This is a genomic window from Spirochaeta lutea (genome assembly GCF_000758165.1).
Lineage (GTDB): Bacteria > Spirochaetota > Spirochaetia > DSM-27196 > Salinispiraceae > Spirochaeta_D > Spirochaeta_D lutea.
This window is the reverse complement of sequence record NZ_JNUP01000047.1, coordinates 1-21714: the sequence shown is the minus strand read 5'-3', so window position 1 is coordinate 21714 and position 21714 is coordinate 1. Positions and strand designations below refer to the sequence as shown.

The 21714-nt window shown below is 53.0% G+C and carries 14 protein-coding genes; 12 read left to right on the top strand and 2 right to left on the bottom strand.

What is annotated here, in order from left to right:
• Window positions 1-39: 39 nt before the first annotated feature.
• Complete coding sequence (gene leuA, locus DC28_RS05290) at window positions 40-1776, bottom strand: 2-isopropylmalate synthase (RefSeq protein WP_037546643.1); 1737 nt, start codon at window positions 1774-1776, stop codon at window positions 40-42.
• A gap of 360 nt (window positions 1777-2136) precedes the next feature.
• Window positions 2137-3552, bottom strand: a complete 1416-nt coding sequence (locus DC28_RS05285) for an EAL domain-containing protein (protein WP_037546640.1) — start codon at window positions 3550-3552, stop codon at window positions 2137-2139.
• 585 nt (window positions 3553-4137) lie between these two features.
• Between DC28_RS05285 and DC28_RS05280 the strand changes: the two genes are divergently transcribed.
• The 12 genes from DC28_RS05280 to DC28_RS05225 all read left to right on the top strand — a co-directional run bounded on the left by DC28_RS05280 (window position 4138) and on the right by DC28_RS05225 (window position 21712).
• Window positions 4138-5967, top strand: coding sequence for a DEAD/DEAH box helicase (locus tag DC28_RS05280; RefSeq protein ID WP_052078486.1), 1830 nt, complete (start codon window positions 4138-4140; stop codon window positions 5965-5967).
• Window positions 5968-6290: 323 nt separating this feature from the next.
• Window positions 6291-7970, top strand: a complete 1680-nt coding sequence (locus DC28_RS15295; protein WP_052078485.1) for an alpha-amylase family glycosyl hydrolase — start codon at window positions 6291-6293, stop codon at window positions 7968-7970.
• 230 nt (window positions 7971-8200) lie between these two features.
• Window positions 8201-9625: an aminotransferase class III-fold pyridoxal phosphate-dependent enzyme gene (locus DC28_RS05265; RefSeq protein ID WP_037546635.1), complete on the top strand. Its 1425-nt coding sequence runs from the start codon at window positions 8201-8203 to the stop codon at window positions 9623-9625.
• Between the two features lie 378 nt (window positions 9626-10003).
• Window positions 10004-11731: a glycosyltransferase family 4 protein gene (locus tag DC28_RS05260; protein ID WP_037546633.1), complete on the top strand. Its 1728-nt coding sequence runs from the start codon at window positions 10004-10006 to the stop codon at window positions 11729-11731.
• The gene (locus tag DC28_RS05255) at window positions 11700-12911 is read left to right on the top strand and encodes a hypothetical protein (protein WP_037546631.1); all 1212 of its coding nucleotides are present in this window, start codon (window positions 11700-11702) and stop codon (window positions 12909-12911) included. The genes DC28_RS05260 and DC28_RS05255 overlap by 32 nt, the downstream gene beginning before the upstream one ends.
• Window positions 12908-14092, top strand: coding sequence for a WG repeat-containing protein (locus DC28_RS05250; protein ID WP_037546629.1), 1185 nt, complete (start codon window positions 12908-12910; stop codon window positions 14090-14092). The genes DC28_RS05255 and DC28_RS05250 overlap by 4 nt, the downstream gene beginning before the upstream one ends.
• Before the next feature lie 66 nt (window positions 14093-14158).
• Window positions 14159-15331 (top strand): WG repeat-containing protein, encoded by a 1173-nt coding sequence (locus DC28_RS05245; RefSeq protein ID WP_037546627.1) that lies wholly within the window; start codon window positions 14159-14161, stop codon window positions 15329-15331.
• Window positions 15332-15415: 84 nt separating this feature from the next.
• Complete coding sequence (locus DC28_RS05240; protein WP_037546625.1) at window positions 15416-17638, top strand: peptidase domain-containing ABC transporter; 2223 nt, start codon at window positions 15416-15418, stop codon at window positions 17636-17638.
• Entirely contained in the window at window positions 17635-18774 is a 1140-nt protein-coding gene (locus tag DC28_RS05235; protein WP_037546623.1) for an HlyD family secretion protein, read from the top strand. The genes DC28_RS05240 and DC28_RS05235 overlap by 4 nt, the downstream gene beginning before the upstream one ends.
• Before the next feature lie 110 nt (window positions 18775-18884).
• A complete protein-coding gene (locus DC28_RS05230; RefSeq protein ID WP_037546620.1) occupies window positions 18885-20192 on the top strand; it encodes a hypothetical protein in 1308 nt (435 codons plus the stop codon).
• 18 nt (window positions 20193-20210) lie between these two features.
• A complete protein-coding gene (locus DC28_RS16920; RefSeq protein ID WP_081941974.1) occupies window positions 20211-20444 on the top strand; it encodes a divergent PAP2 family protein in 234 nt (77 codons plus the stop codon).
• Between the two features lie 65 nt (window positions 20445-20509).
• On the top strand, window positions 20510-21712 hold the full coding sequence (locus tag DC28_RS05225) for an IS256 family transposase (protein WP_037545877.1): 1203 nt from the start codon (window positions 20510-20512) through the stop codon (window positions 21710-21712).
• Window positions 21713-21714 lie beyond the last annotated feature (2 nt).

The window sequence follows — 21714 nt, the reverse complement described above, 5'->3', positions numbered from 1 at the left end:
GTATCATATCGCCCGGAGCCGTTGGCAGATTCCACTGCATCAAAGGCTGGAAAAGGCCGTGTTTCCTGCGGCAATCCCCCGGTTTATGGCGCTTAGGATCGCTGCGAAATTCGCCCCTGAGGTGTCGGTATCCTGTCCAACACCCCAAATACGGTCCCCGTGTTCGGTTTGAAGGCAGATAAAGGCGGCAGCCTCCGTTCCGCTCCCCGCCCCGATGGCCTGTTCGGTGTATTCAGCCACGCTCAGGGAAAGCCCGAAGGCCTCTTTCAGTGCATGGACAAAGGCATCAATGGGACCGTTGCCTAAGCCTTGGAGTCTCATGTCCTCCCCCTCCTGGAGCAAAACCCCGGTAAAGGCTACCTGGTGGCTGCCGTTTCTCTGGAGAGAATAGGACTTTAGGCTGAACGGGCTTCGGCAGTTTACAAATTCCTCTTGGAAGATGGTGAAAATTTCTTCGGCTGTCAATTCCCTCACCAGAGAATCGCTGACCCGGTTCGCCGCGGCCCCCAGTTCTGGCTGCATCGCCCGGGGTACCCGGAACCCGTACTCCTGTTCAAGGATGTACGCCACGCCCCCTTTGCCGCTCTGGCTATTAATCCGGATTATGGCCTGGTAGGTACGCCCGATGTCCTTGGGATCTATGGGAATGTACGGAACATCCCAGAGGGGAGTGTTCTCAGCAAAGGCCTGGTTCCAGCTAGACCGGGCCTTGGACTGGGTACCCAGAGCCTCGGTTTTGCCCTCCACCAACGCCATCCCCTTGGAAATTGCATCCTGGTGACTGCCAGAAAACGCGGTAAAGACCAGATCCCCGGCGTAGGGGTGGCGGGGATGAACATCCATCTGGGTGCATTCCTCGTACACCTGCCGTACTCTGGGGAGATTGCTAAAGTCCAATCCGGGGTTGATTCCCTGGCTGAAGAGATTTAATGCCAGGGTCACGATATCCACATTCCCCGTGCGCTCCCCATTACCAAAGAGGGTGCCCTCAACCCGTTGGGCACCTGCCATGAGGCCCAATTCTGTGGCTGCCACACCGGTACCCCGGTCATTATGGGTGTGCAGACTGATAATGATCTGTTCACGGTGGTCTAAATTACGGGAGAACCATTCGATCTGATCAGCATAGATATTCGGGGTGGATAGCTCCACGGTGGCGGGCAGATTGATTATAACCGGTCCCCGGAGCTTTGGATCCCAGGTTTGAATGACCTGCTGGCAGACCTCCAGAGCATAGGGCAATTCGGTTCCGGTAAAACTCTCCGGACTGTACTGCAGAGTCACCTCGGTACCCTCCAGCTCCGGCAGCAGTTCAATAATCGTCTTGGTTCCCGCAATGGCGATGTCCAGGATCTCCTGTTGACTCATGGAAAAGGTAATCCGCCGCTGTTGTTCGCTTGTGGAGTTGTACAGATGGATTATTGCCTTTTTACAGCCCTTAAGACTCTGAACCGTGCGCTCAATCAGGTGCCTTCGGCTCTGGGTCAGGACCTGAATGGTCACGTCTTCGGGAATCAGGTCCTTCTCGATGAGGGATCGGAGAAAATCATACTCTATCTGGCTGGCTGAGGGAAACCCAATCTCGATTTCCTTGAAACCGAGTTCGACCAGCAGGGAAAACATCTTCATTTTCTGATCGATATTCATAGGGGTTGCCAGGGCTTGGTTCCCGTCACGAAGATCAACGCTGCACCACTGGGGCGGCGTGCTGATTACCCGTTCCGGCCAGGTCCTGTCGGACAATTTCACCGGGGGGTAGGGTCGATACTTTGCCATTTCTTCCTCCTTTTGAATGTACCCGTCCCTGGGGATGCGTGGATTGCCCGGGGAGTACCGGACAGGGTTAAAAAAAAGCCCGCCCGGATCTCTCCGCAGCGGGCTTGGTAATACCCAGGTAGGCTATCGGCTACCTCGTACCGCCACTGCAGAGCCAGAGAAAAGGAGTAGGGCTAGGAGGTGGAGGTTGAAGTGTTCAGACCGATAATCATTCATGGGACAAATCTTATCAAATCCTAGAAGATTGTCAATGTTCTTCAGGGTGATTTTAACGAAAAACGCCCCTGGCGTGGAACGAAGTTGCCGGTAACGGGCAGACGGGCAACCCGGGGCAGCAGGGGATCCTCCTCTCGGCGATTCCTAATAGAGTTCCTCGTCTGAGAAGAGGCTCAGCAAACTATCTGTTTGATCCTCCATCCCCCCGGGAAGACTGCCGGCAGCACCGGGGAGGGAAAGCCTGCCCACCCAATCTGCGACCTTTTCCAGATCCAGGGGTTCGCTGAAGAAATTTCCCTGAGCATAGATGAACCCACCATCCTGTAGGGACTGCACCTGTATTTCTTCTTCTACACCCTTTGCAATGACGGAAACCCCTATGGTTTCAGTGAGCCTATGAATTATTTCAAAATGCGAGTGCCCCTGGTGTTCAGGCTCTGTATCAGGTTCCAGGTTTCCCTTGATTAATTCCCGGGTGAAACGCTGGGATAGCTTCACCCTGCTGGGTTGAAGAAACCAAACCGACTCGTAGTTATTCGGGCCGCTGCCAAAATCATCGAGGATGATTTCAATGCCGCTTTCCTGCAGGGTGCGCAAATTGGCAACGGTGCTGTAATGTGGCCAGGAATCCACCCTGCCGGATATCTCCAGGCCCAGCCGGTCCACAGGAGCATTCCAGTGATCTACCCGGCGGAAGAACCACGGACAGAAATCCTTCCGGACCAGATCAGCCATGGTTACATTGATGGTCATTAGCGGGAGCGGCAGGTTTTGTAATTGGAAGACCTTTGCCAATGCTCCCGCAGCAGACAGGCTTTTCTCAATAAGTAGTTCGCTCAATCCCAGCTTATCTGCGATATGAACGAAGTGGTCCGGGCTTACAAACCCGGTTTCCGGATCAAACCACCGGGCCAGGAGCTCTAAACTCACCGGCTGCCCCGTGGTGAGATTCATCACCGGCTGGGCTACCATGTATAGCAAATTGTGGGACAGGGCCATGGGAAGCTGGTCAATCAGCCGGTACTCCTCGGACAGACGCTGGATGACCCGGGGTTCTTGGTTCAATATGATGTTATCCAGGGAAAAGTCTGACATGGAAATGGCCCCGGTGAGGATATCGGCGGTTTCCAGCACGGTTTTCCCCTGGAGGGGATATTGAGCGCAGCCGAGGCGGAACTTTCCCGGGGTGAGGGATGGATTAATCTGCCCAAGTTCCAGGAGTCGCCCACGGATGGTATCCAGAACAAGCTCCAGGTCTCCGGGCTGTTGTTTGGTATCCCGCCAGGCTGCCATGTACACATCGGAACTTATCTGCCCGAAGATACACTGGGCCGGCATCACCTCACCCAGCCCCGATGTTATGAAACGCTGTTTCCTCAGGAGATCGTCAAAGCGGGAGAGCCTCCGGCGGAGTCCCCCGCCGGGGAAACAGCAGGCTGCAAGGATTACCGGTGTAGCGGTACTGGCATTGGCTGCCAGGGCTTCAAGACTCAGAATAAAATCAGCAGTGGAAAGAACCGCGATCCCTTGGGAATCCGGATGTGAGTTCGTGTTAGTCATAAACGCCTCCTCCGGTATAACCCCTCCCATAAGCAGTGCACGCTTAGAAATACCGCAGCTTTTTTTTTACATGCAGGGCTCTATTGCAACACCCGGTATAACCCGGTTCAAATCGAACCCCGGGGTAGTACAAGCCTTTGACAGCCGTCCCAACCCCCTTAAAATATGCACCCTTTAACAGCAAAAATCAAGAAATTATCGAATTCTGCATGACTCAGGTGGAACCGGGTTCACGGGTGAGTTGACATTTATTCCTATCCGTGGGATAAAACCTGAGCCAATTACAAAAGTTTTTTGGGTTGGCATACAGCGGAGCCCACACAATAAGAATTCTGGACACCCAGAACCATGAGGTTTGTAGAAGTTCCGCCCCGAGGTACCGTATGCTGGAGTATGCTACGGACCAATAACGGCTGATCTTTTTTATACCTTCCCCCCTGATGCAGTGTTAATGAAATCAGACTGAAAAATCACATCAGCATAGAGTAGTCCCGGTATCTTCCAGGATGCTCAACTACACCATAAGCGGCGGGCCGCCAATCCCTGGGGTGAAGGGGATTCTACCGGTCTGTCAAAAGGACGATTATGACATTTTCTCAGACCGGGCTGAAGCCCGAAGTTCTCCAGGCCCTCGAGGGTCTTGGGTTCACTGAACCTACACCCATCCAGGCCCAGGCAATTCCTGCCCTGTTGGAAGAGGGGCCCAAGGATCTGCTGGCCCTGGCCCAAACCGGAACAGGTAAAACCGCAGCCTTCGGACTGCCGGTGATTCACTACGCAAAGCCCGAACTCCCCAGGGTACAAACCCTGATTTTGAGCCCCACCCGGGAGCTCGCCCTGCAGATCGCCAGGGATCTGGAACGCTTCTCCCTTAACATCCCCGGGCTTTCGGTTGCAGCCATTTACGGAGGTGCGGGTATCGTTGCCCAGATCCGGGCGCTCCGGGCCGGTGCCCAGATTGTGGTAGGCACCCCCGGCCGGGTAATCGACCTCATGGGTAGAGGCGCCCTGGATGTATCCGCATTGGAATTCCTCGTTTTGGATGAGGCCGATGAGATGCTCAATATGGGCTTTAAGGATGATCTCGATGTTATCCTTGGCCAGACCCCTGCAAGCCGGACCACCCTGCTGTTCTCCGCTACCATGCCCAACGACATCGCCCGTATTGCCGCCACCTACATGAAGGATCCCCAGACCATTAAAACCGGCCAGGAGGGCGCTTCCAAGGGGCTGAAGGGGGCGGAAACCGTCCGCCACGAGTACATGGTTGCCAGAGCCCGGGACCGCTACGCCGCCTTGCGCCGGTTCCTTGATTTTCATCCGGACATCTACGGGATCGTATTCTGCCGAACCAAGCGGGAGACCCAGGAGGTCTGTGATCATCTGGTACGGGACGGCTACGATGCCGAGAGTCTGCACGGTGACCATAGCCAGATCCAGCGCGATCAGACCATGGCACGCTTCCGTTCGGGCCGTCTCCAGATTCTGGCGGCTACCGATGTGGCAGCCCGGGGGTTGGATGTCAACGAGCTCACCCATGTGATTAATTACCAGCTCCCCGATGATCCCGAAACCTATGTTCACCGCAGCGGCCGGACCGGGCGCGCCGGAAAGGACGGGGTCTGTGTTTCCATCATTCATAGTAAGGAATTCGGGCGGCTCCGTGCTATTGAACGCGGTATGGGCAGGCCGATTATGAGGATTCCGATCCCCGTAGGTAAGGATATTATCGTGGCTCGGATGGACGCCATGGTTGAATCCTTGGCAAAACCCCTGGAGATTTCGCCGGACATCGAACTAATGCTCTCGGATTTCGAATCACGCCTTGAGTCCCTTGACCGGCGCACCCTCATCGCGCGCCTAGCCCAGGAAGAGCTGGGGCGGCTTCAGCACCACTATGCGGATTCAGAGGATTTGAATGTCCAGGAAGGTGATTCCAAAGCCAGAGGCCGCAATCAGCGGGGTTCCAGCGACCGGACAAGCCGGGGCCGTCGGGGCGATCGGCCATTCGAATCACCCCGGGAAAACCGGAACTCCACATTCCAAGGCTTCACCATGCCCCTTGGTGCCGCTGATGGCCTTACTCCCGCCCGGATCATCGGTATTTTGAACAACTGCTTCCCCCAAGACCGGGTTGAGGTCGGGAAGATCCGCATTTCGAATGGCAGCAGCTATCTCGAGGTGGATCAGCAATTCGCTCGGGATCTGCCCAAGGCAATGGCGACCATGCAAATTCAGGGCCAGCCCATTCTTGTACAGAAAACCTCATCCGACCAGAGCGGGGCGAAACAACCCAGACGCTCAAAAAAGCAGAAATCCTGGAATGACCGTCCGTATCCGTCCAAGGGACGAAAGAGTGCCAAGCCAGGGAGGAAGGACAGTTTCAATATGAACCGGGAACAGCGGGCCGGTTAACCACCCGCCACCCCGAAACGATTGATACCGGCTCAAGCCGGTGGTATACAAAGCCCCGCTCATGGCAGCGGGGCTTTTTTTTGGCGGGAAGGGGCCTGGGGGCGAGAAGCCACGGATGCCTACCCCGATTCCCCAAAGCAGCAACTAATGGATAGAACAGCAGGCGTGTCGACGCGGATTCCGTGATGGAGCTAGCGGTCACCGCCAAGGGCTGGATAGAAGCACCAAGGGCTGGATAGAAGTGCTGGGGGCTGGATAGAAGTGCTGGGGGCTGGATAGAAGCGCCGATCCCATGTATGGTAATCCCGTACAAGGGGGTACACATGAACAATCTCAAACGGGGGACCGCCGATATCTGGGCGGTTCTATTGGTTCTCGGGGTCATGGCTTTTCTGGGGGGATGCGTCACCCCCGGCTTAGATAAGCCTGCCGGGGATGAATTTCAGTTCCACACCTCACCGTCTCCGGAAACCTTTGAGGATCTTGAGCAGATCCAGCCGGTAGCAGAAACCAGTCTTGGATCCGACACCCGGGACTGGTACCGGGATGCAGTGTTCTACCATATTTGGGTCAATGCATTTAACGATTCGGACGGTGACGGGGTAGGGGATATCCCGGGTATTACTGAGAAGCTGGATTATCTGGCCGATTTGGGTGTAACCGCTCTCTGGCTGTCACCCTTTTTTGAAAGTGCCAGCGAGGCAATCAATCTGCACATGTACGATACTACGGATCATTACCGGGTTGATCCTCGGTTTGGCACCCTGGCCGATGTAGATCACCTTCTCGCCCAGGCCCATGACCGCGGTATTAGGGTCATCTTCGATTTTGTACCGAACCATGTTTCGAACAAGCATCCCTGGTTCCAGGATTCGGCTAAGGGACGGGATGGCAAGGATGGCTGGTTTGTCTGGCATGATACGTCCCAGGCAGGAAGCGGTCCCTGGGGTCAGCAGGTACTCCATGAATACGCTGCTGGCAGCTACTATTACGGTGTATTCTGGTCGGGGATGCCTGATATAAACTACCGCAATCAGGCTGCCAAAGATGCCATGACGAATGTGGCGATTTTCTGGCTGAATCGGGGATTTGACGGTATGCGGGTAGATGCAGTGAAATACCTGTACGAGGATCCTGGAATGATCCGGGGCGGCTATGAAGACCAGGCTGAAACCTTCCGGTACTACCAGGCGCTGCGTTCCCAGATTCTGGATGCCTACAGCAGCCATACCGACGGCCAGGGACGGCCCCTGCATAAGATGATGGTGGCGGAGAACTGGACCAGTGACCGCTCCAGCCTCGAATCCTACATGGTGAAAGACCAAAAAACAGCCTTCCACATGACCCTGGATTTTCCATCGGCGTATGCTCTCAACGACCGGAATATCGCCATGATTAACAGTCATTTCTCCTGGGCGGTAGAGTCCCTGAACCCGGAAGCCCGCATGGGCACCTTCCTCTCCAACCATGATAATGTGGTTATACGTCCCGGCAGCCGTCACTCGGTTCAGATGGTGCGTGCTGTAACCGCGGCTCAATTACTTGGCGTGGGAACACCCTTTATCTACTACGGGAACGAGGTGGGGCAGGCCGATGCAGATCAGTATGCCGGTCAGAGCCATGAGGACCGAAGACACCGCCAGCCCCTGGAGTGGAGCCTCGTCGCGGACCAGGAAGCCGACCCGGCATCCCTTCTCAATCTGGTAAGGGAGCTTACCGCCCTGCGGTCGGAGCGGGAGAGTCTTCGCAGGGGAGATTGGCAGGTAGTGTCAACAGCCGGGAGTGTACTCATGGTACGTCGGACAAGCAGTGCCGACAGCACCCTAGTAGTCATAAGCCTAGCAAGCGTTTCCCGCAAACTATCCGTGGGTTCTGATACACTCGGATTTTCTCCCCAGGACAGCCAAATCCTCCTCACCGACCGGGCAGGCATCGAGATGTCCAGTCCGGAGACGGTGGATATGGACCTTCAGCCCGGGGGAATCCTCGTGCTGGGATTCTAAGCAAAACCGCCGAAAACCGATACGAAGGGGCACATGGCTGTCCCTGGAACCTATTAATGCCGCCCCGGGTCGAATTCATTTCGTGGCCCGGGGCGTGCTGCTTCTCCTCCCGGAGTACTCGGAAGTTTTTTTCTCCAACCCTGTTAAGCCCGTCAAAACTGTGTAACAATAGAGGTATGCCCCCGGGCGAACCCTGAACCGCTCGGCGATTCGGGTTCAAGGAGGATCGGATGCAGAACAGCCGAAGGCCCCAGGTGCCCCCGCACCACACCGTCCAACCAAACCCCGTATCCGGGGCTAACCCGACCAAGAGGGGGGATGATGCTCTGGGAACCCCCGGGATTTCTCAGCAATCCAGGGCTCAGGAGAATGGGAATCCCCTACCTAACGGTCTTTCGGCCGCAAATTTCAGTGGGCTCAGTATCCATCCCCTCATCATTACAAGCGCCTCGGGCTGCCGTTTCAAGGATACCACCGGCAAGGATTACATCGATTTTACCAGCGGGGAGGGATCCGCTATCCTCGGTTTCGGGGGTACCAGGTTTTACCAGCCGTGTACCGGGCTGCAGAATCCGGATGGGGCGCTCCGGGGCGAGGTGAAAAGCGACACCCCCAAGGCCGCCAGTCGGGCAGGGGGGAGCCCTTCGGATGCCTTTGAAGCCGGCTGCTTGGACCGTCTTCCCGAACCGTCCAGCCTTACAATCACCCTCGCCCAGAAATTGACAGAAACAATCCAGGGGACAACCTGGACGGCCATAACCCATGACGGCACCAGCGCAGTGGAAGCGGCCGTTGCCCTAGCTCGGCAGGAAACCGGTAAACGCCTCATCCTCCTACCCCGAGACTCCCGGCAAACCGCCTACCCATTCTGCCTCAGCGGACAGAGGACCTTTCCCCTGAATCTCCTAGGCCCGGATCAGATCCAAACCTTGGTTTACGGCGATGAACCCGCCCTGGAAGAGCTTTTCCGGCGTCATCGGGGTAAAATCGCCGCAGTACTTCTGCCGCCCTACCTGGAACCCGCATCGGATCACGCGGTAATGCCCCACGGAACCTGGTACACCCGGGTAGAATCCCTCTGCCGGCAGGAAGGGGCACTCTTTATTCTGGATGATCTTGATACAACCCTGCGGCTGAGTCTGCATGGGAGCCATGCCTACTTCGGCGCCCACCCGGATTTGATCTGTTTAGGCTCCACCCTGGCAAACGGTCTGCCCATGGGGGTGCTCCTGGGAACCAAGGCTCTGGAATCAGCCGGCAGCCGAATTCCCCGGGAGTTCTTCCATCCCGTCAATACCGCCTCAATCTCCGCAGCCCTGGGGACCCTGGAAACCCTGGGATCCCAAAATCACATGGAGATCCTCCAACTCCGAGGGCAGTCCCTTCGCCGGGGACTGCATGAGATTGCCGGTGAGGCGGGGCTGTCCCTCTCCATAACCGGTCCTCCGGCGGTTCCCTCAATCCGGATCGCTGGCGATCCCCAGGGGCTGCTCAATCCTTCCCTGAGTCGGCATTGTATTTCCCAGGGCGTTTACCTTGCTCCCCATCGGGGTACATTCCTCTCCCTCGCTCACAACGAGGCAGATCTTGAGCTGGCCATGGAGCGTCTAGGCCCTGCGTTCGCGAATTTTGCCCGGGAGAACTCCCTCTCCTAGTTGTCTGGGCACTTATTTGGTTGTTTAAGGGGATTCCAATGTCCCAACACTCCAGGCCCGGCCGTGTAGCCGGGTCGCCCGCTCTGACCTCCCTTTTGGCGCCTGGGGGAGCGTTCCAAGTACCGGAGCCCTCCGAAGAAACCCTTCCGTTGTGAGCGAGCCCTGCAATGATGCTGAATATCCCAGCGTAGACCGGGAACCGCCTCCTGGCCGGTTTCACCAGCCTGCTAGGGTACAGCCCCTCACCTCGGCGACACCACCCCGGGTGGGACCTCTCCTTGTTCTGCCTCGGATCCTGCCTGTCATGTATGCAAAAAAAAAAACTTAAAAAAATCACAACTTTGAAGCACCGTGAAAAAAAATCTGGATATATAAGGTATGAGCCTAGAACCCCGCAAACCACTGCGTATACTCATGGTCACCACCGAAGACCCCGGCCGGCAGATCGGCGGTCTGGGGGAGTTTGTCAGAGAGCTGACCCAAGCTCTCCGGCACCTCGGCCATCAGGTAAAGATCCTTCTCCTGGATTATACCGACCCAAGCTGCGAGACGGAGGGGCCTCCTCCCTCGGGGTTCATAGACTTCCATGTTGCATGCAGACCGGTTTTTCCCACCTTCACCCCCGAGGGAGAGGTGCTTGAAGCAGGCTTCTCCCTGCTTTCCCGGATGATTCCGGTATTTCAGGAGTTTTGTCCAGACATTATTCACTGTAATGACCGGCAAACCTATATGCCCTTCCACTGTATGCCCAATGTGGTTTTTTCCCTGCATCTCTCTATGCCTGATCTCTCAGGTATGGCACTCCTGGATGATCAATGGATGCAGGAGCTCAAGATTGACCGTTGTGCCGCCGAACACGCCACCCTCACCCTGGTGTACTCGGCTTTCAGCCGGAAGCGACTGCAAAACGCCATCTCTCCGAATGCCCGGGCTGTCATCATGCCCCTGGGCGCAGTACCCTGTGAGGCTGGGGTTCTCAAAACAAAGCCGCGATCGATTCCCCGGGTCATCAGCTTCTTCGGACGCTTGGATTCGAAACAGAAGGGACTTGACGCCTACCTCCAGGGTGTCTCCGGCTTCTGTAACCGGTGGCCGGATCATTCTGAGGAGCTGCAGTTTCGGGTCTACGGGTTCGGGCCGCCTCCTCCCGAGGACGCCTACCCCCGAGTATCATTCATGGGCTTCGTCCACGGCTCCGCTCGAGAAAAAGCCTACCAGGAGGCGGATGTTGTGATCATGCCCAGCCGGTATGAGCCCTTTGGGTTGGTTGGTCTTGAAGCATTGATGCATGGCTGCTTGCTCATGGCTCCCCCCGGCCTCGGAATGGATGAGTACTTTGAACCCGGCAAAAACGGGATAGCAATTGCCAGTACAGCCGAATCGGTAGCGACTACCTTGTACTATGTCCTTTCCAACTGGTCAGCCCTCCGCCCCCTCATACTTCAAGGCATTGAGGATACCCAAAAATGGTCTTGGCAACGGGCGGGATCGGAGCATCTTCGGATGTACAAGGCCGTCCTCAATGGATTAGCTCCCAATCTCCATCTATCAGCCCAGGCTGGCCTGCCCTCGCTACCCCCGCAACACCCAACCAGAACGGAATTAGCTGAGTTGCTGCGGCAGCTTCTTCCGTGGGTAGATAACGACATCCCCGCCCTCATTTGGGGTGCCGATTGGGCTGGCGATGAGCTACTGGATAGCTACCCGGAGTATACCCTGCAGGTAAGTGCTGAAGCCGCCTGCTTAGAGACCCTCCAAGTCTATCATCCCGATGTGTTCCAAATTATCATCCTCGGGTGGCTGGAATACGCTACTGACATCCACACCGCCTTGAATCAGATTGCAACCTCCGGAGCCCGGACGATAATACTTGGACTCCTCCGTGGACCACGGCTTACTGGACAGCGTTGGCAGATCGAGTCGACCGAGGAGGTTCTCACCGGGTTGCCCGGATTCACCCTTCATCACTCCATCACCCTCCAGAACATGGAGATTCTGATTCTGGTTGCACTACAGAAACAACACCCCTGTACCCCTGACTTCGGTCAGACAATAAAAAAGGAGGAAGCACTCCATGAAGTACTTCGGATCCCAGTTAGAACTTGAGGGTATTACTGAGCTTACCCCTGAACAGCTCATGACCTGGGGAGGCGGATACGGAAACCCATCAACCTACAACCGGACTTCTACCAGTAAAACCACCCCTGCCCGTACTTCACCTTCCAGCTACTCAACAGCATCTCGGCCCACATCCGTAACCAAAATGCAACAAATCCGTACAAAGGCAAACAACGGTGGTACTAAATCACAGAAACCTCAAGTCCCCAAGAAGGATCCCGGAGCAAGCGCCGGTCCTGGGCCCAAAGCAAAAACCACTCCGACCAAAACCATGGCTGCGACGACCTCAAAAACAAAGACAAATCCCTACGCAGTTCGATCCGTTCCCCCGCCCAAGACGAAAAATAAACCTACCTCAACCGCGATTGCCGGAGGCAAGGCGAGACCGAATAAAACCTCACCCACCAGCCAGGCAGCCGCTCAGGATAAAAAGAAAGACCTAAGCGGTTCGAGTCCAACCTCAGGGGGTACTAAATCCCCCAAGCCCCAAAAAACAGGCTATACCACCGGCGTCAAAACCAAAACGAAGGATTTCTCTCCGACTTTGCCGGAAACGGGGAGTAGGAAACGTCCCGAAGAATTAACCCCTGAACAGGAACGGCTTTTAATTGCAAGGGAAAACCAACGACGAAGAGAGCTGAACATGCCCATGCAGCACACTTTACCCTACACCTATGAGGTAAGGAGTGTTGTTCACCAGATAAGAGAATTTCACCTGGATAGTGAGGCCTCAACCTGGGACCCGGCACTGCATCGATGCGATAATTATGTTGAAGAGTTTTTCAAAGAGGTAGTCAAGATTCCTATCAAGGATATTTGGGGGAGTGCTGAGACATACACCGTTGAAGGTCATGAAGCCTACCTTGATGCTGAAAATGCCCTACGTTCAAAACCTGCTGTCGGAAAATGGAATGTTGTCCTGGCGACCGATCCAACAAAGGGTGCTAGTGGTCATGCGGCCGCTATCCGGGTAAACAGGGACGGATCGGTTCTCGTTGCGGCCTTCGGGTACATGTACGATAGTCCCTCGCGTGATCGTGGACAGCATGTGGAGGTTTATTCCAGCCTGAGTGAGATGAAGCGGTCATGGCAGCGTGGGGGCCTAAACTGGCAGGACTTCGACTTTTGGGATCCATCAGTGCCGATCCGGGGAAATAACAGGCCATGAAGACCATACTGTTTATATTCTGGATTGTTTTCGGATTACAGGGAGTATTCCCGGATACAGCTGAGGGGGATTACCACCGGTTTTATTATATGGGTAAGACCGGACTGCTAGACCAGCACCTCCAGGTAGTACTGGAACCCCTGTATCAGGAGCTGAGTCTACCCAGTGAGGGATATTGCACTTACCGACTCAATGACACCACCTGGGGTGTGGTGACCCTGGATGGTCAGACCTTATTTGAGGTTGATGCCATCCGGCTGTATCCAGTCCGGGATGACCTTTCTCTCGCTATTTTTAACCTAGGTGTGGGTAAACAACGGTATGCTGAATTTCTGACATTGGAAGGCCGGAACCCCTTCGGGGTGCAGTACCCATCGGCCAGACCCTTCGGGAACGGGCTTGCCCCGGTGAGCAGCCCCGTTGATAGTGAACAATACACACTTATTAACCTCCAGGGGACCTACCTGAAGATGAGACCCATGCTGGAGATCCGGCCTTTTCAGGAGGGTTTGGCAGCTGCGGTTACTCCTGAGAATTGGGCTGGGTTCTTAGATGCCCAAGGGCGATGGGCCATCCGGCCGGAATGGACGGAGATTGGGGATTTCCATAACGGGTTAGCTCTGGTTCACCGCTTTGATTACACCTACTTTATCAATCACCAGGGTGAACCGGTAATAGATTTAAACCCTAAGCATATTGATGATCTTCCATACGAGAACTGGTTCATGAATAGCCGTAAGGTCAGCGGAGACGGCTACGTATATGCTCTGGGAACCACCGATAGGGCAGCACCCCAACCCTGGAATACCAGAACCCTCTACTACTACCGAGACGGCAGCCAAGTTTTCATGTCTTCCTTCTTCGCCATAGGAGGAGACTTTGAGGAGGGTGTCGCAAGTTTTACCGGCATGGTAGATGGGGAGCTTACCCGGGGGTTCTGGGATACCACCGGTCAGATAGTCCAGGTCTTACCCGAGGGATTCATCTTTGTTGATGAAGTGTTTGATAGTTTTGGCGACTACAAATCCAACTACCAGAATGGATGGGTTCCCATAATGGAAAAGGACTATCGAACAGGCACCTGGGAGGGTTGGGCCTTTCTCAACAAGGAAGATGAGGTGATCTATGTCCGCGACATCATGGATCAGTACTACCGCAATAAGGAATCCGGTGAACAGTGACAATGAACTCGCATTGCTTGTCTGGATCAATCCTCTAAACACTAGAAACAAGAAGGAGAGATGCGTATGAAAAATCTGCTCGTACTGCTGCTGGTTTTTCTCGGGGTGCAGAGCATCTTCACCCAGGATGCAGAGCGAAGCTATCATCGGTTTTTTTACAACAATAGGGTCGGGCTTTTAGATCAGAATTTGACCCTTATTATTGAGCCGAGATATGCGGAACTCAGTTACCCCAGGGAAGGATACCTAAGCGCTTTGCTGCCTGATGGAAAAACATGGCAACTATTGGACTCAAGGGGTCAGGTGGTATTTCAGGTGCAGGGAGAGCGGCTTGATCCTCCCTCCGACGGGTTGTGCAGGCTCATTCGCGATTATGGATCAATGTTCGACGATAAGGTGGTTTTTCTTGATTTGAATGGGCAGGATGTCTTTCAAAGGGAGTTTGATCGGTCGACTACGGAATTTTCCCAGGGTGTGGCCGGTACAGCAAAGCCCTTTTTCCCCGAACATCATGTTTTAATGAACAGATCGGGAGAACTCATCAAAATGAATGCGCTGTTTCACATCCAGCCCTTCAGCGAGGGGTTGGCAGTGGGAGTTAAGTATGGGAATTCGGTGGGATTTTTGAACCCTGCGGGGCAGTGGGCCATTGAGCCCGTATGGGATGAAGCTGAAGATTTTCATCTTGGACTGGCTCAGGTAAAGCAGGATACCTTCACCTACTTCATTGATACGCGGGGAGAGGTTGTCATCCGTTTTCATCCCAAGCTGATACGTGATCGCCTGCCTGGCGAACGTTGGTTCATGAACAGCCAGAGGGTCAGCGGTGACGGCTATGTCTATGCAATAGGAAGTACGGACCGAGTTGCCCCCCAGCCCTGGAATTCCAGAACTCTCTATTTGCATCGGGACGGAAGCCGGGGGTTTCTTTCTCCTTTTTCTGCCATCGGCGGTGCTTTTGAGGAAGGGGTCGCAAGTTTTCAGGGTTCGGTGAACGGAGAGTTAATTCTAGGGTTCTGGGACACGTCCGGACAGATTGTCCAGTATCTACCGGAAGGATTCATCTTTACCAATGAAATTTACGATACCTTCGGCGGCTACCCTTCCGTCTATAAACACGGGTGGGTTTCCATAATGGAAAAAGATTACTCCACGGGCACCCGAGATGGGTGGGCTTTTCTCAATCGGGCTGGTGAAATCATCTATGTCCGCGACATAATGGAACAGTTCTCCCAATAGACCATTGTATAGACGGGAACTCCTGGTCCGATGACGACCAGGGAATAAACCAGGCTGTATGAGGATGAGCAGGGAGGGAACAGGGTGGGGTTACGATTTATTTCTCAACTTGATGAAACGGACTGCGGTGCAGCCTGTTTGGCGATGATTTCCAAATACTACAAACTTTCTGCTAGTATAGGGATGATCCGTGAAATTGCCGGTACCAATACCCAGGGCACTAGTTTTGCCGGTATGCTCCAGGCTGCCCAGGTGTTAGGGTTCACCGCCCACGCGCTGTTCTCCCAGGATAAGAGACTGCCGAGCCACACTCCGATGCCTGCCATCCTCCATGTACAACAGGGAGAGCAGTTCCACTTTATGGTTGTTCTGAGAATATCCAAGGGTTCGATACGGGTAGCAGATCCAGCCGAAGGTGTGAAGAAGCTATCCATGGAGGAGCTTTCAGCCATATGGACCGGGTCATTCATTATTCTTGCACCGGGCCCAAACTTCATTGCCAAGGGGAAAGCCTCAACTCCTCTGATAGCGTTCATGTCTCTTCTGAAACCTTTCAAACGCGAGTTTGTGGAGGTGTTTATTGCCTCCTTTGCCTTGATACTCTTCGGTATTACTCAATTCCTATACATCCGATTCATCATTGACTCGGTTGTCGGTGGTCATATGCAACGGACCCTTCATATAGTCTCCGGGGGTATGATTGTTCTGGTGTTGGTTCAGAATATCCTCAATGGGATCCGTCAATACACGCTGAGCCATCTGGGGAGCAGGGTGGATCTTTCTATTGCCCTGCTATATTTCAAAAAGGTTCTATTTCTGCCCCAGTCTTTTTTTGATAAGCGGAGGGTCGGCGAGATACTAACCCGATTGGAGGATGGACGCAAAATACGGGAGGTGTTGTCCGGACTGACCCTATCTGCATGTATTGACAGCTTGATGATCCTGGGAGTTGGGATATTCCTGTTCCTTCAAAGCCCTTTGCTCACCCTGCTCAGTGTCTCATCCCTTCCGTTTTTTGCCCTGGTTGTAATTCTGTATCGAAAGCCCTTCACCCGAAATAATACCAGAGCCATGTCCCTTCATGCAGCTCAGCATACCCACTTGGTGGAGAGTTTATCCGGTATTTTTCACATTAAAGCCTTCGGTTATGAAGACCCCATGTATGAGCAAGCAGAACAACGGGTGTTGGCGTCATTAAAACAGGAATTCACCCTTGATGTACTGGGTATAACCCAAGGAGGGTTATTGGGGGCTATTGAGGCTGTTTCACAGGTTCTCTTATTTTGGGTAGGTGGATGGTTAATCCTTCAGGGGCGGATATCCATTGGCCAGCTCATTAGTTTCAATGCTTTACTGGGATATTTTATCGGGCCAATTAAGCGGTTACTTCTGCTTCAACCTCAGTTGCAGGGTGCAAATGTTGCTGCTAGACGACTGCTTTCCATCCTGGAGCTCCCAGACGAGAAGGAGATACGGCGGAAAAGACCCATGGTATCTGGGAATCCTCCTTCGCCAATCTCCGAGTCAGAAACCCTTTTCGGTGCGATCTCATTTAGAAATGTATCCTTCTCCTATGGGGTGAAAAATATTGCATTGCAGAATTTTTCCTTGGAAATTGAATCTGGTGAAACTGTCGGAATTGTGGGACAGAGCGGGAGCGGTAAGTCCACCCTCGTCAAACTCATTCTTACGATGTACACGCCCTCCCAGGGAACACTGCTATTTGACGGACGGGACAGTCGACTTTTTGACTCCCAAGGACTACGTAGGCAAATCGGATATGTGCCCCAGGATCCGATGCTGTTCTCCGGTACGATTATGGATAATCTCATCATCGGCTTAGAAAAGCCCCATATCAGCGATGTGCTCTATGCCTGTACTATGGCTCAGGCCTTACCCTTCATTCAAGGATTGCCTGATGGATTCGCTACCGAGGTCGGGGACCGTGGTGCGAAATTATCCGGCGGGGAGCGGCAGCGGCTGGCGATTGCCCGGGCGTTGATACGGAAGCCCCGGCTCTTAATCCTAGATGAGGCAACCAGCGCCCTGGACACCAAAACTGAATCGGGATTTCAGATGTTCCTTGAAGGATTACGTCATGTAGGTACTACCATTTTGATTATTGCTCATCGGCTCACTACCGTACAGAACTGTAACCGGATAGTTGTGTTAGAAAATGGTAGGGTACAAGAGACCGGAACACACCAAGAGCTTCTACAAAAACCAGGGGGGCAGTACCGACGGTTATGGGAGTGCCAGAAACAGGTCACCATTACTTCAGGGGTTGAGGGTGAGGACGACCAATGAACATTCTCTCTGGTGATGTCATAAAACATAGCCGAGAATTTTATGAGCTTTCAAGGCCCATCATCTGCAGGGTCGGCATTCTATTAATCTGCTTGTTCTGTTTGTCGCTTTTGGGTTGGTCTTTCCTATTTTCGGTAGAAGATGTTGCATACGGGATTGCAGAAACCCGTCCAGTAGCAAATCCAAGTCTTATCTCGCCGGGATCCTCAGGGATTGTACAGACTGTGCATGTCAAGGACGGGGATTTGGTTGAGGCCGGAGAGATACTAGTCACCATGAATATTACAGAGCAGCAGATTCAACTGAATGAGTTAAAACCGCGGCTCAAGACTGCCTTTGAGAATTTGTATGCTAATCAGGTGCTTCTCCATAGCCTGAGCGGAATCGCAGCTCCTCAATATCTAGGCGGGGGCTATGAACAGGTGCTTTGGGAGGATTTCAATGCAGAAAAGCGTCTCCGTACCCATGGAATCCGAACCATTGAATATGAACTCTCGATCGAGATGGAAAAACCGCAACTCCTTCAAAGTATGGTTACCATCAGACGGTTGGAGTTACAGCGAGAACAACTGAGTCTTGATCTGCTCCGATGGGAACATCAGCGGATTCTCCAGGCTACCCAGATTATTCAGAACACCCAGGAAGAGGTAGGATCTCTCCAAGCCAAAATCGCATTTCTGGAGAAGCAGGTAAACGAAGCAAACATCCCTGCATCCATTACCGGACGCGTACATAATATGCTTAAACTCAACCCTGGGGATCGGGTAGCTCTCCATCAACCCCTGCTTGAATTGGTACCTGGAATAGCTGGGGTTCTAAAGGTTCAAATTCAGGTTACTCCAGCAGAGATTGTCTCTATACAGCCGGGAATGAAGGTGATTATCCATTTTGAGTCTCTGCCAATAAATGAATATGAGCCGATTGTTGGTACCGTGGTTACCATTCCTGCAGATTCTTCCCATACCCATGCCGGAGAGCCTGTATATTTTTTGGAAGCTGAAATCCCATCTCTTGTAAAGCATAGGGAGTCCTCCTCTGAGATTCCGATTCCGCCGGGAATTATCGGGGAGGCTAGAATTATTCTGCAACGACGGAAAATTATTCATTTCATTTTAGAAGTCTTGGACTGGGTATGAAAAAAATAATTCTATGCTGGTTCTGCATTACATTTCCCTGTTCGGCTATGACTTGGGAAACCTTTTGGGAAATTTGGCAACAGGAAAGCCTCACGACACAAGGGGTAAGAATGCGGGCATCCCAAGCAAATGCCGCAAGACTAAACGCAATTCCGAGATTCGGCTTAAGAAGTACTTCACTGACCCTATCCCCCATCTCCGCCTGGAGTGGGTATCTGCCCGGGGACATCATTCTAAAGGGTAGTGTTTCTTCCCAGATTGATCTCCCCTTCGGAGGAAAAATAACGGGGACACTTTCCCACAGCAGCGGCATCACCTTGCCCGGACCGGACCAGGAAGGAGGGTTTTATCAGGAAATTAGCTGTGATTTTTCCTGGACTCAACCCCTCCAGTTTGCCGGAGCATACCGTCTGGGAGAATCCCAGCGGCAGTCCCTATATAGAGGGGATCAATTAAACCTCTCTGCTGGGCTTGATTCAATCCAGGATCAACTAGACTGTCTTGGGGTGTTTCAACAATGGTGTATCGTATCTGAACGCACTGCGTATTTAGAGAGGCAGCGAACCCTGATCCAAGAGATTGAAGTCGGTGAAGAGAAGCAAGCTGACCTGGGATCATCCCGGGTCAACTTGGAGGCGATCCGTCAGGAACTGCTGCGACTTGAGCTTGAGACCCTCACGTTAAACCGAGAGTATCACAGCCTATTCGCCTATCTCCAGAGTGAAGGGCTGTTCCGCCGTATTGGGTTTGAGGAGTTTCTCCGGATAATACCTCGTATAGCTGATAACCCGGGGGGGTATTACAAACCAGGATTCGAACGGAGGAGTGATGAAATTCGGTTGGCGCTTTCTCGGTTAGGAGTTCAACGGGTTTTAAACCAGGGCTTAGAGGCTAAGCGATATTCCAGTCCCATTGTCGAGATCACCCTAGGGTATTCCCTTTCCAGCAATGCTTTTTCAGTTGCGGGTACCGGGTACGGTGATAGTTGGAAGGGAATCGCGCCGGAACTCTGGTACGAGCCCCTGATTCTGAGCGTTTCCCTGGCTTGGACCCCCTGGGACCGACGACGGCGTATGGATGTGTTGGATCTTAATTGGGAGGAGAGGTTGGTTTTTCACGAGTATAGAGCTGAGCAGGAGCGGATCTCAGAAAGCAGGGTTGTCAGGGAGCATGAATACCAACACGCGATCCATCGGTATAAGGCGCTCCTGGAACTGCAATCAAGAAACGCCGAAAGATTACGGTCGTTGGAGGAATCAGCGTCTCAGGGTGATTACACCTACGCCCAATTATATCGCGATCGAATTCAACAGGCTGAAATTGATTATGAGGTGTTCCTTTCAGAGCTTGAAATCTGGACGTTATATCGAGAATCGATGATTGATGCGCCAACCAAACTTGCAGAGAAACCTGGATGAGGCTATTCTTCGGGTACTATGAATGACAATACTATGTTTCCCGGACTTGCCCTTATCATCGCAGCTGGCATCCAACTATCATGTCAGCTATTTAAGTTTGTTGTGTATTCTATTCGCGATGGCCGGATAGAGCCTAGGTATCTAACAACAGCCGGCGGGATCCCCAGCGCGCATTCTGCCTTTGTAGTCAGTGTGACCACCGGGGTTGGTTGGCTCTACGGAAGTTGGTGTACAATTCTTTCTGTAAATTAGGTTGAAGAAAGCAGGCCGATCAGGCTCAAATGGTAAGTGACGAAACAAACCATAAGGAGAGCCCGATGGCCTACCAATCAGAGTATACACTTTTAGAGCAAGTGATCCAAATGTTAGCCACCAAGGAAGACAGTAAATTTTCTAAGGTGATAGAAAAGGTAGTGAACGAAGCAATGAAACTTGAGCGAGCCAAAACCCTTCAGGCCGAACCCTATGAGCGGACCGAAGATCGAATGGGCTACGCCAACGGGTTTAAGAACAAAACCTTGGCTTTGGCTACCGGGAAGGTATTACTCAAGATACCTCAAGTCCGCGGACTGGAATTCTATCCCAGCTGTATCGAAAAGGGTATTCGGAGTGAACGAGCCTTAAAACTTGCGATAGCCGAGATGTACGTAAAAGGGGTCAGTACTAGACGGGTTTCAGATATCGTAGAAATCCTATGCGGCACCGAGGTGAGCTCCTCACAGGTAAGTCGATTGGCGAAGGAGCTGGATGAAGAGGCAACATCCTGGCGATCCTCGCCGGTAGGACAAATACAGTATCTCGTGCTCGACGCTACATATGAATCAGTGCGTGTAGGCTCGAAAGTGGTCAAACAGTCCCTACTGATGGCCATAGGCGTCGATTATGAAGGCAAACGTCAGATTTTGGGCACAGAAGTAGCCAATAGCGAAGCGGAGGTAAATTGGCGATCGTTTCTAGAAGGCCTGGTTCGTAGAGGGCTCCATGGTCTGACCATGATTACCAGTGATGACCATGCGGGTCTTCGAGCAGCTATCGATGCTGTGTTTCCTGGAATCTTGTGGCAACGGTGTCAATTTCACTTGCAGCAAAATGCTCGTGGTTACGTGACAAGGAAAGACGATGTCCCGGCGGTAGCGGCGGAAATCCGCAAGGTTTTCAATGCCCCAGATGAACAGAACGCCGAAAGGTACTTGCAGAGCCTGGTAGAAAAGTATGAGAAGACCCAGCCCCGTCTTGCCCAGTGGGCTGATGAAAATCTCCGGGAGGGATTAAGCGTATTTCATATCCCGGAAAACCACAGGAGGAAGTTACGAACCTCAAATTTGGCTGAACGTCAAATGAAAGAAATAAAAAGGCGAACAAAGGTCGTAGGCGTATTCCCTAATGCCGATAGTTTGCTTCGCCTTGCGGCGGCCATGCTGATCGAACAGAACGATCAATGGCAGAATGAAAAACGGTACTTACCCGAGTCTAATGATCGCCCTGCTTTTAAAGAAATTTACAGAAAAAAGGTTGCTTAATC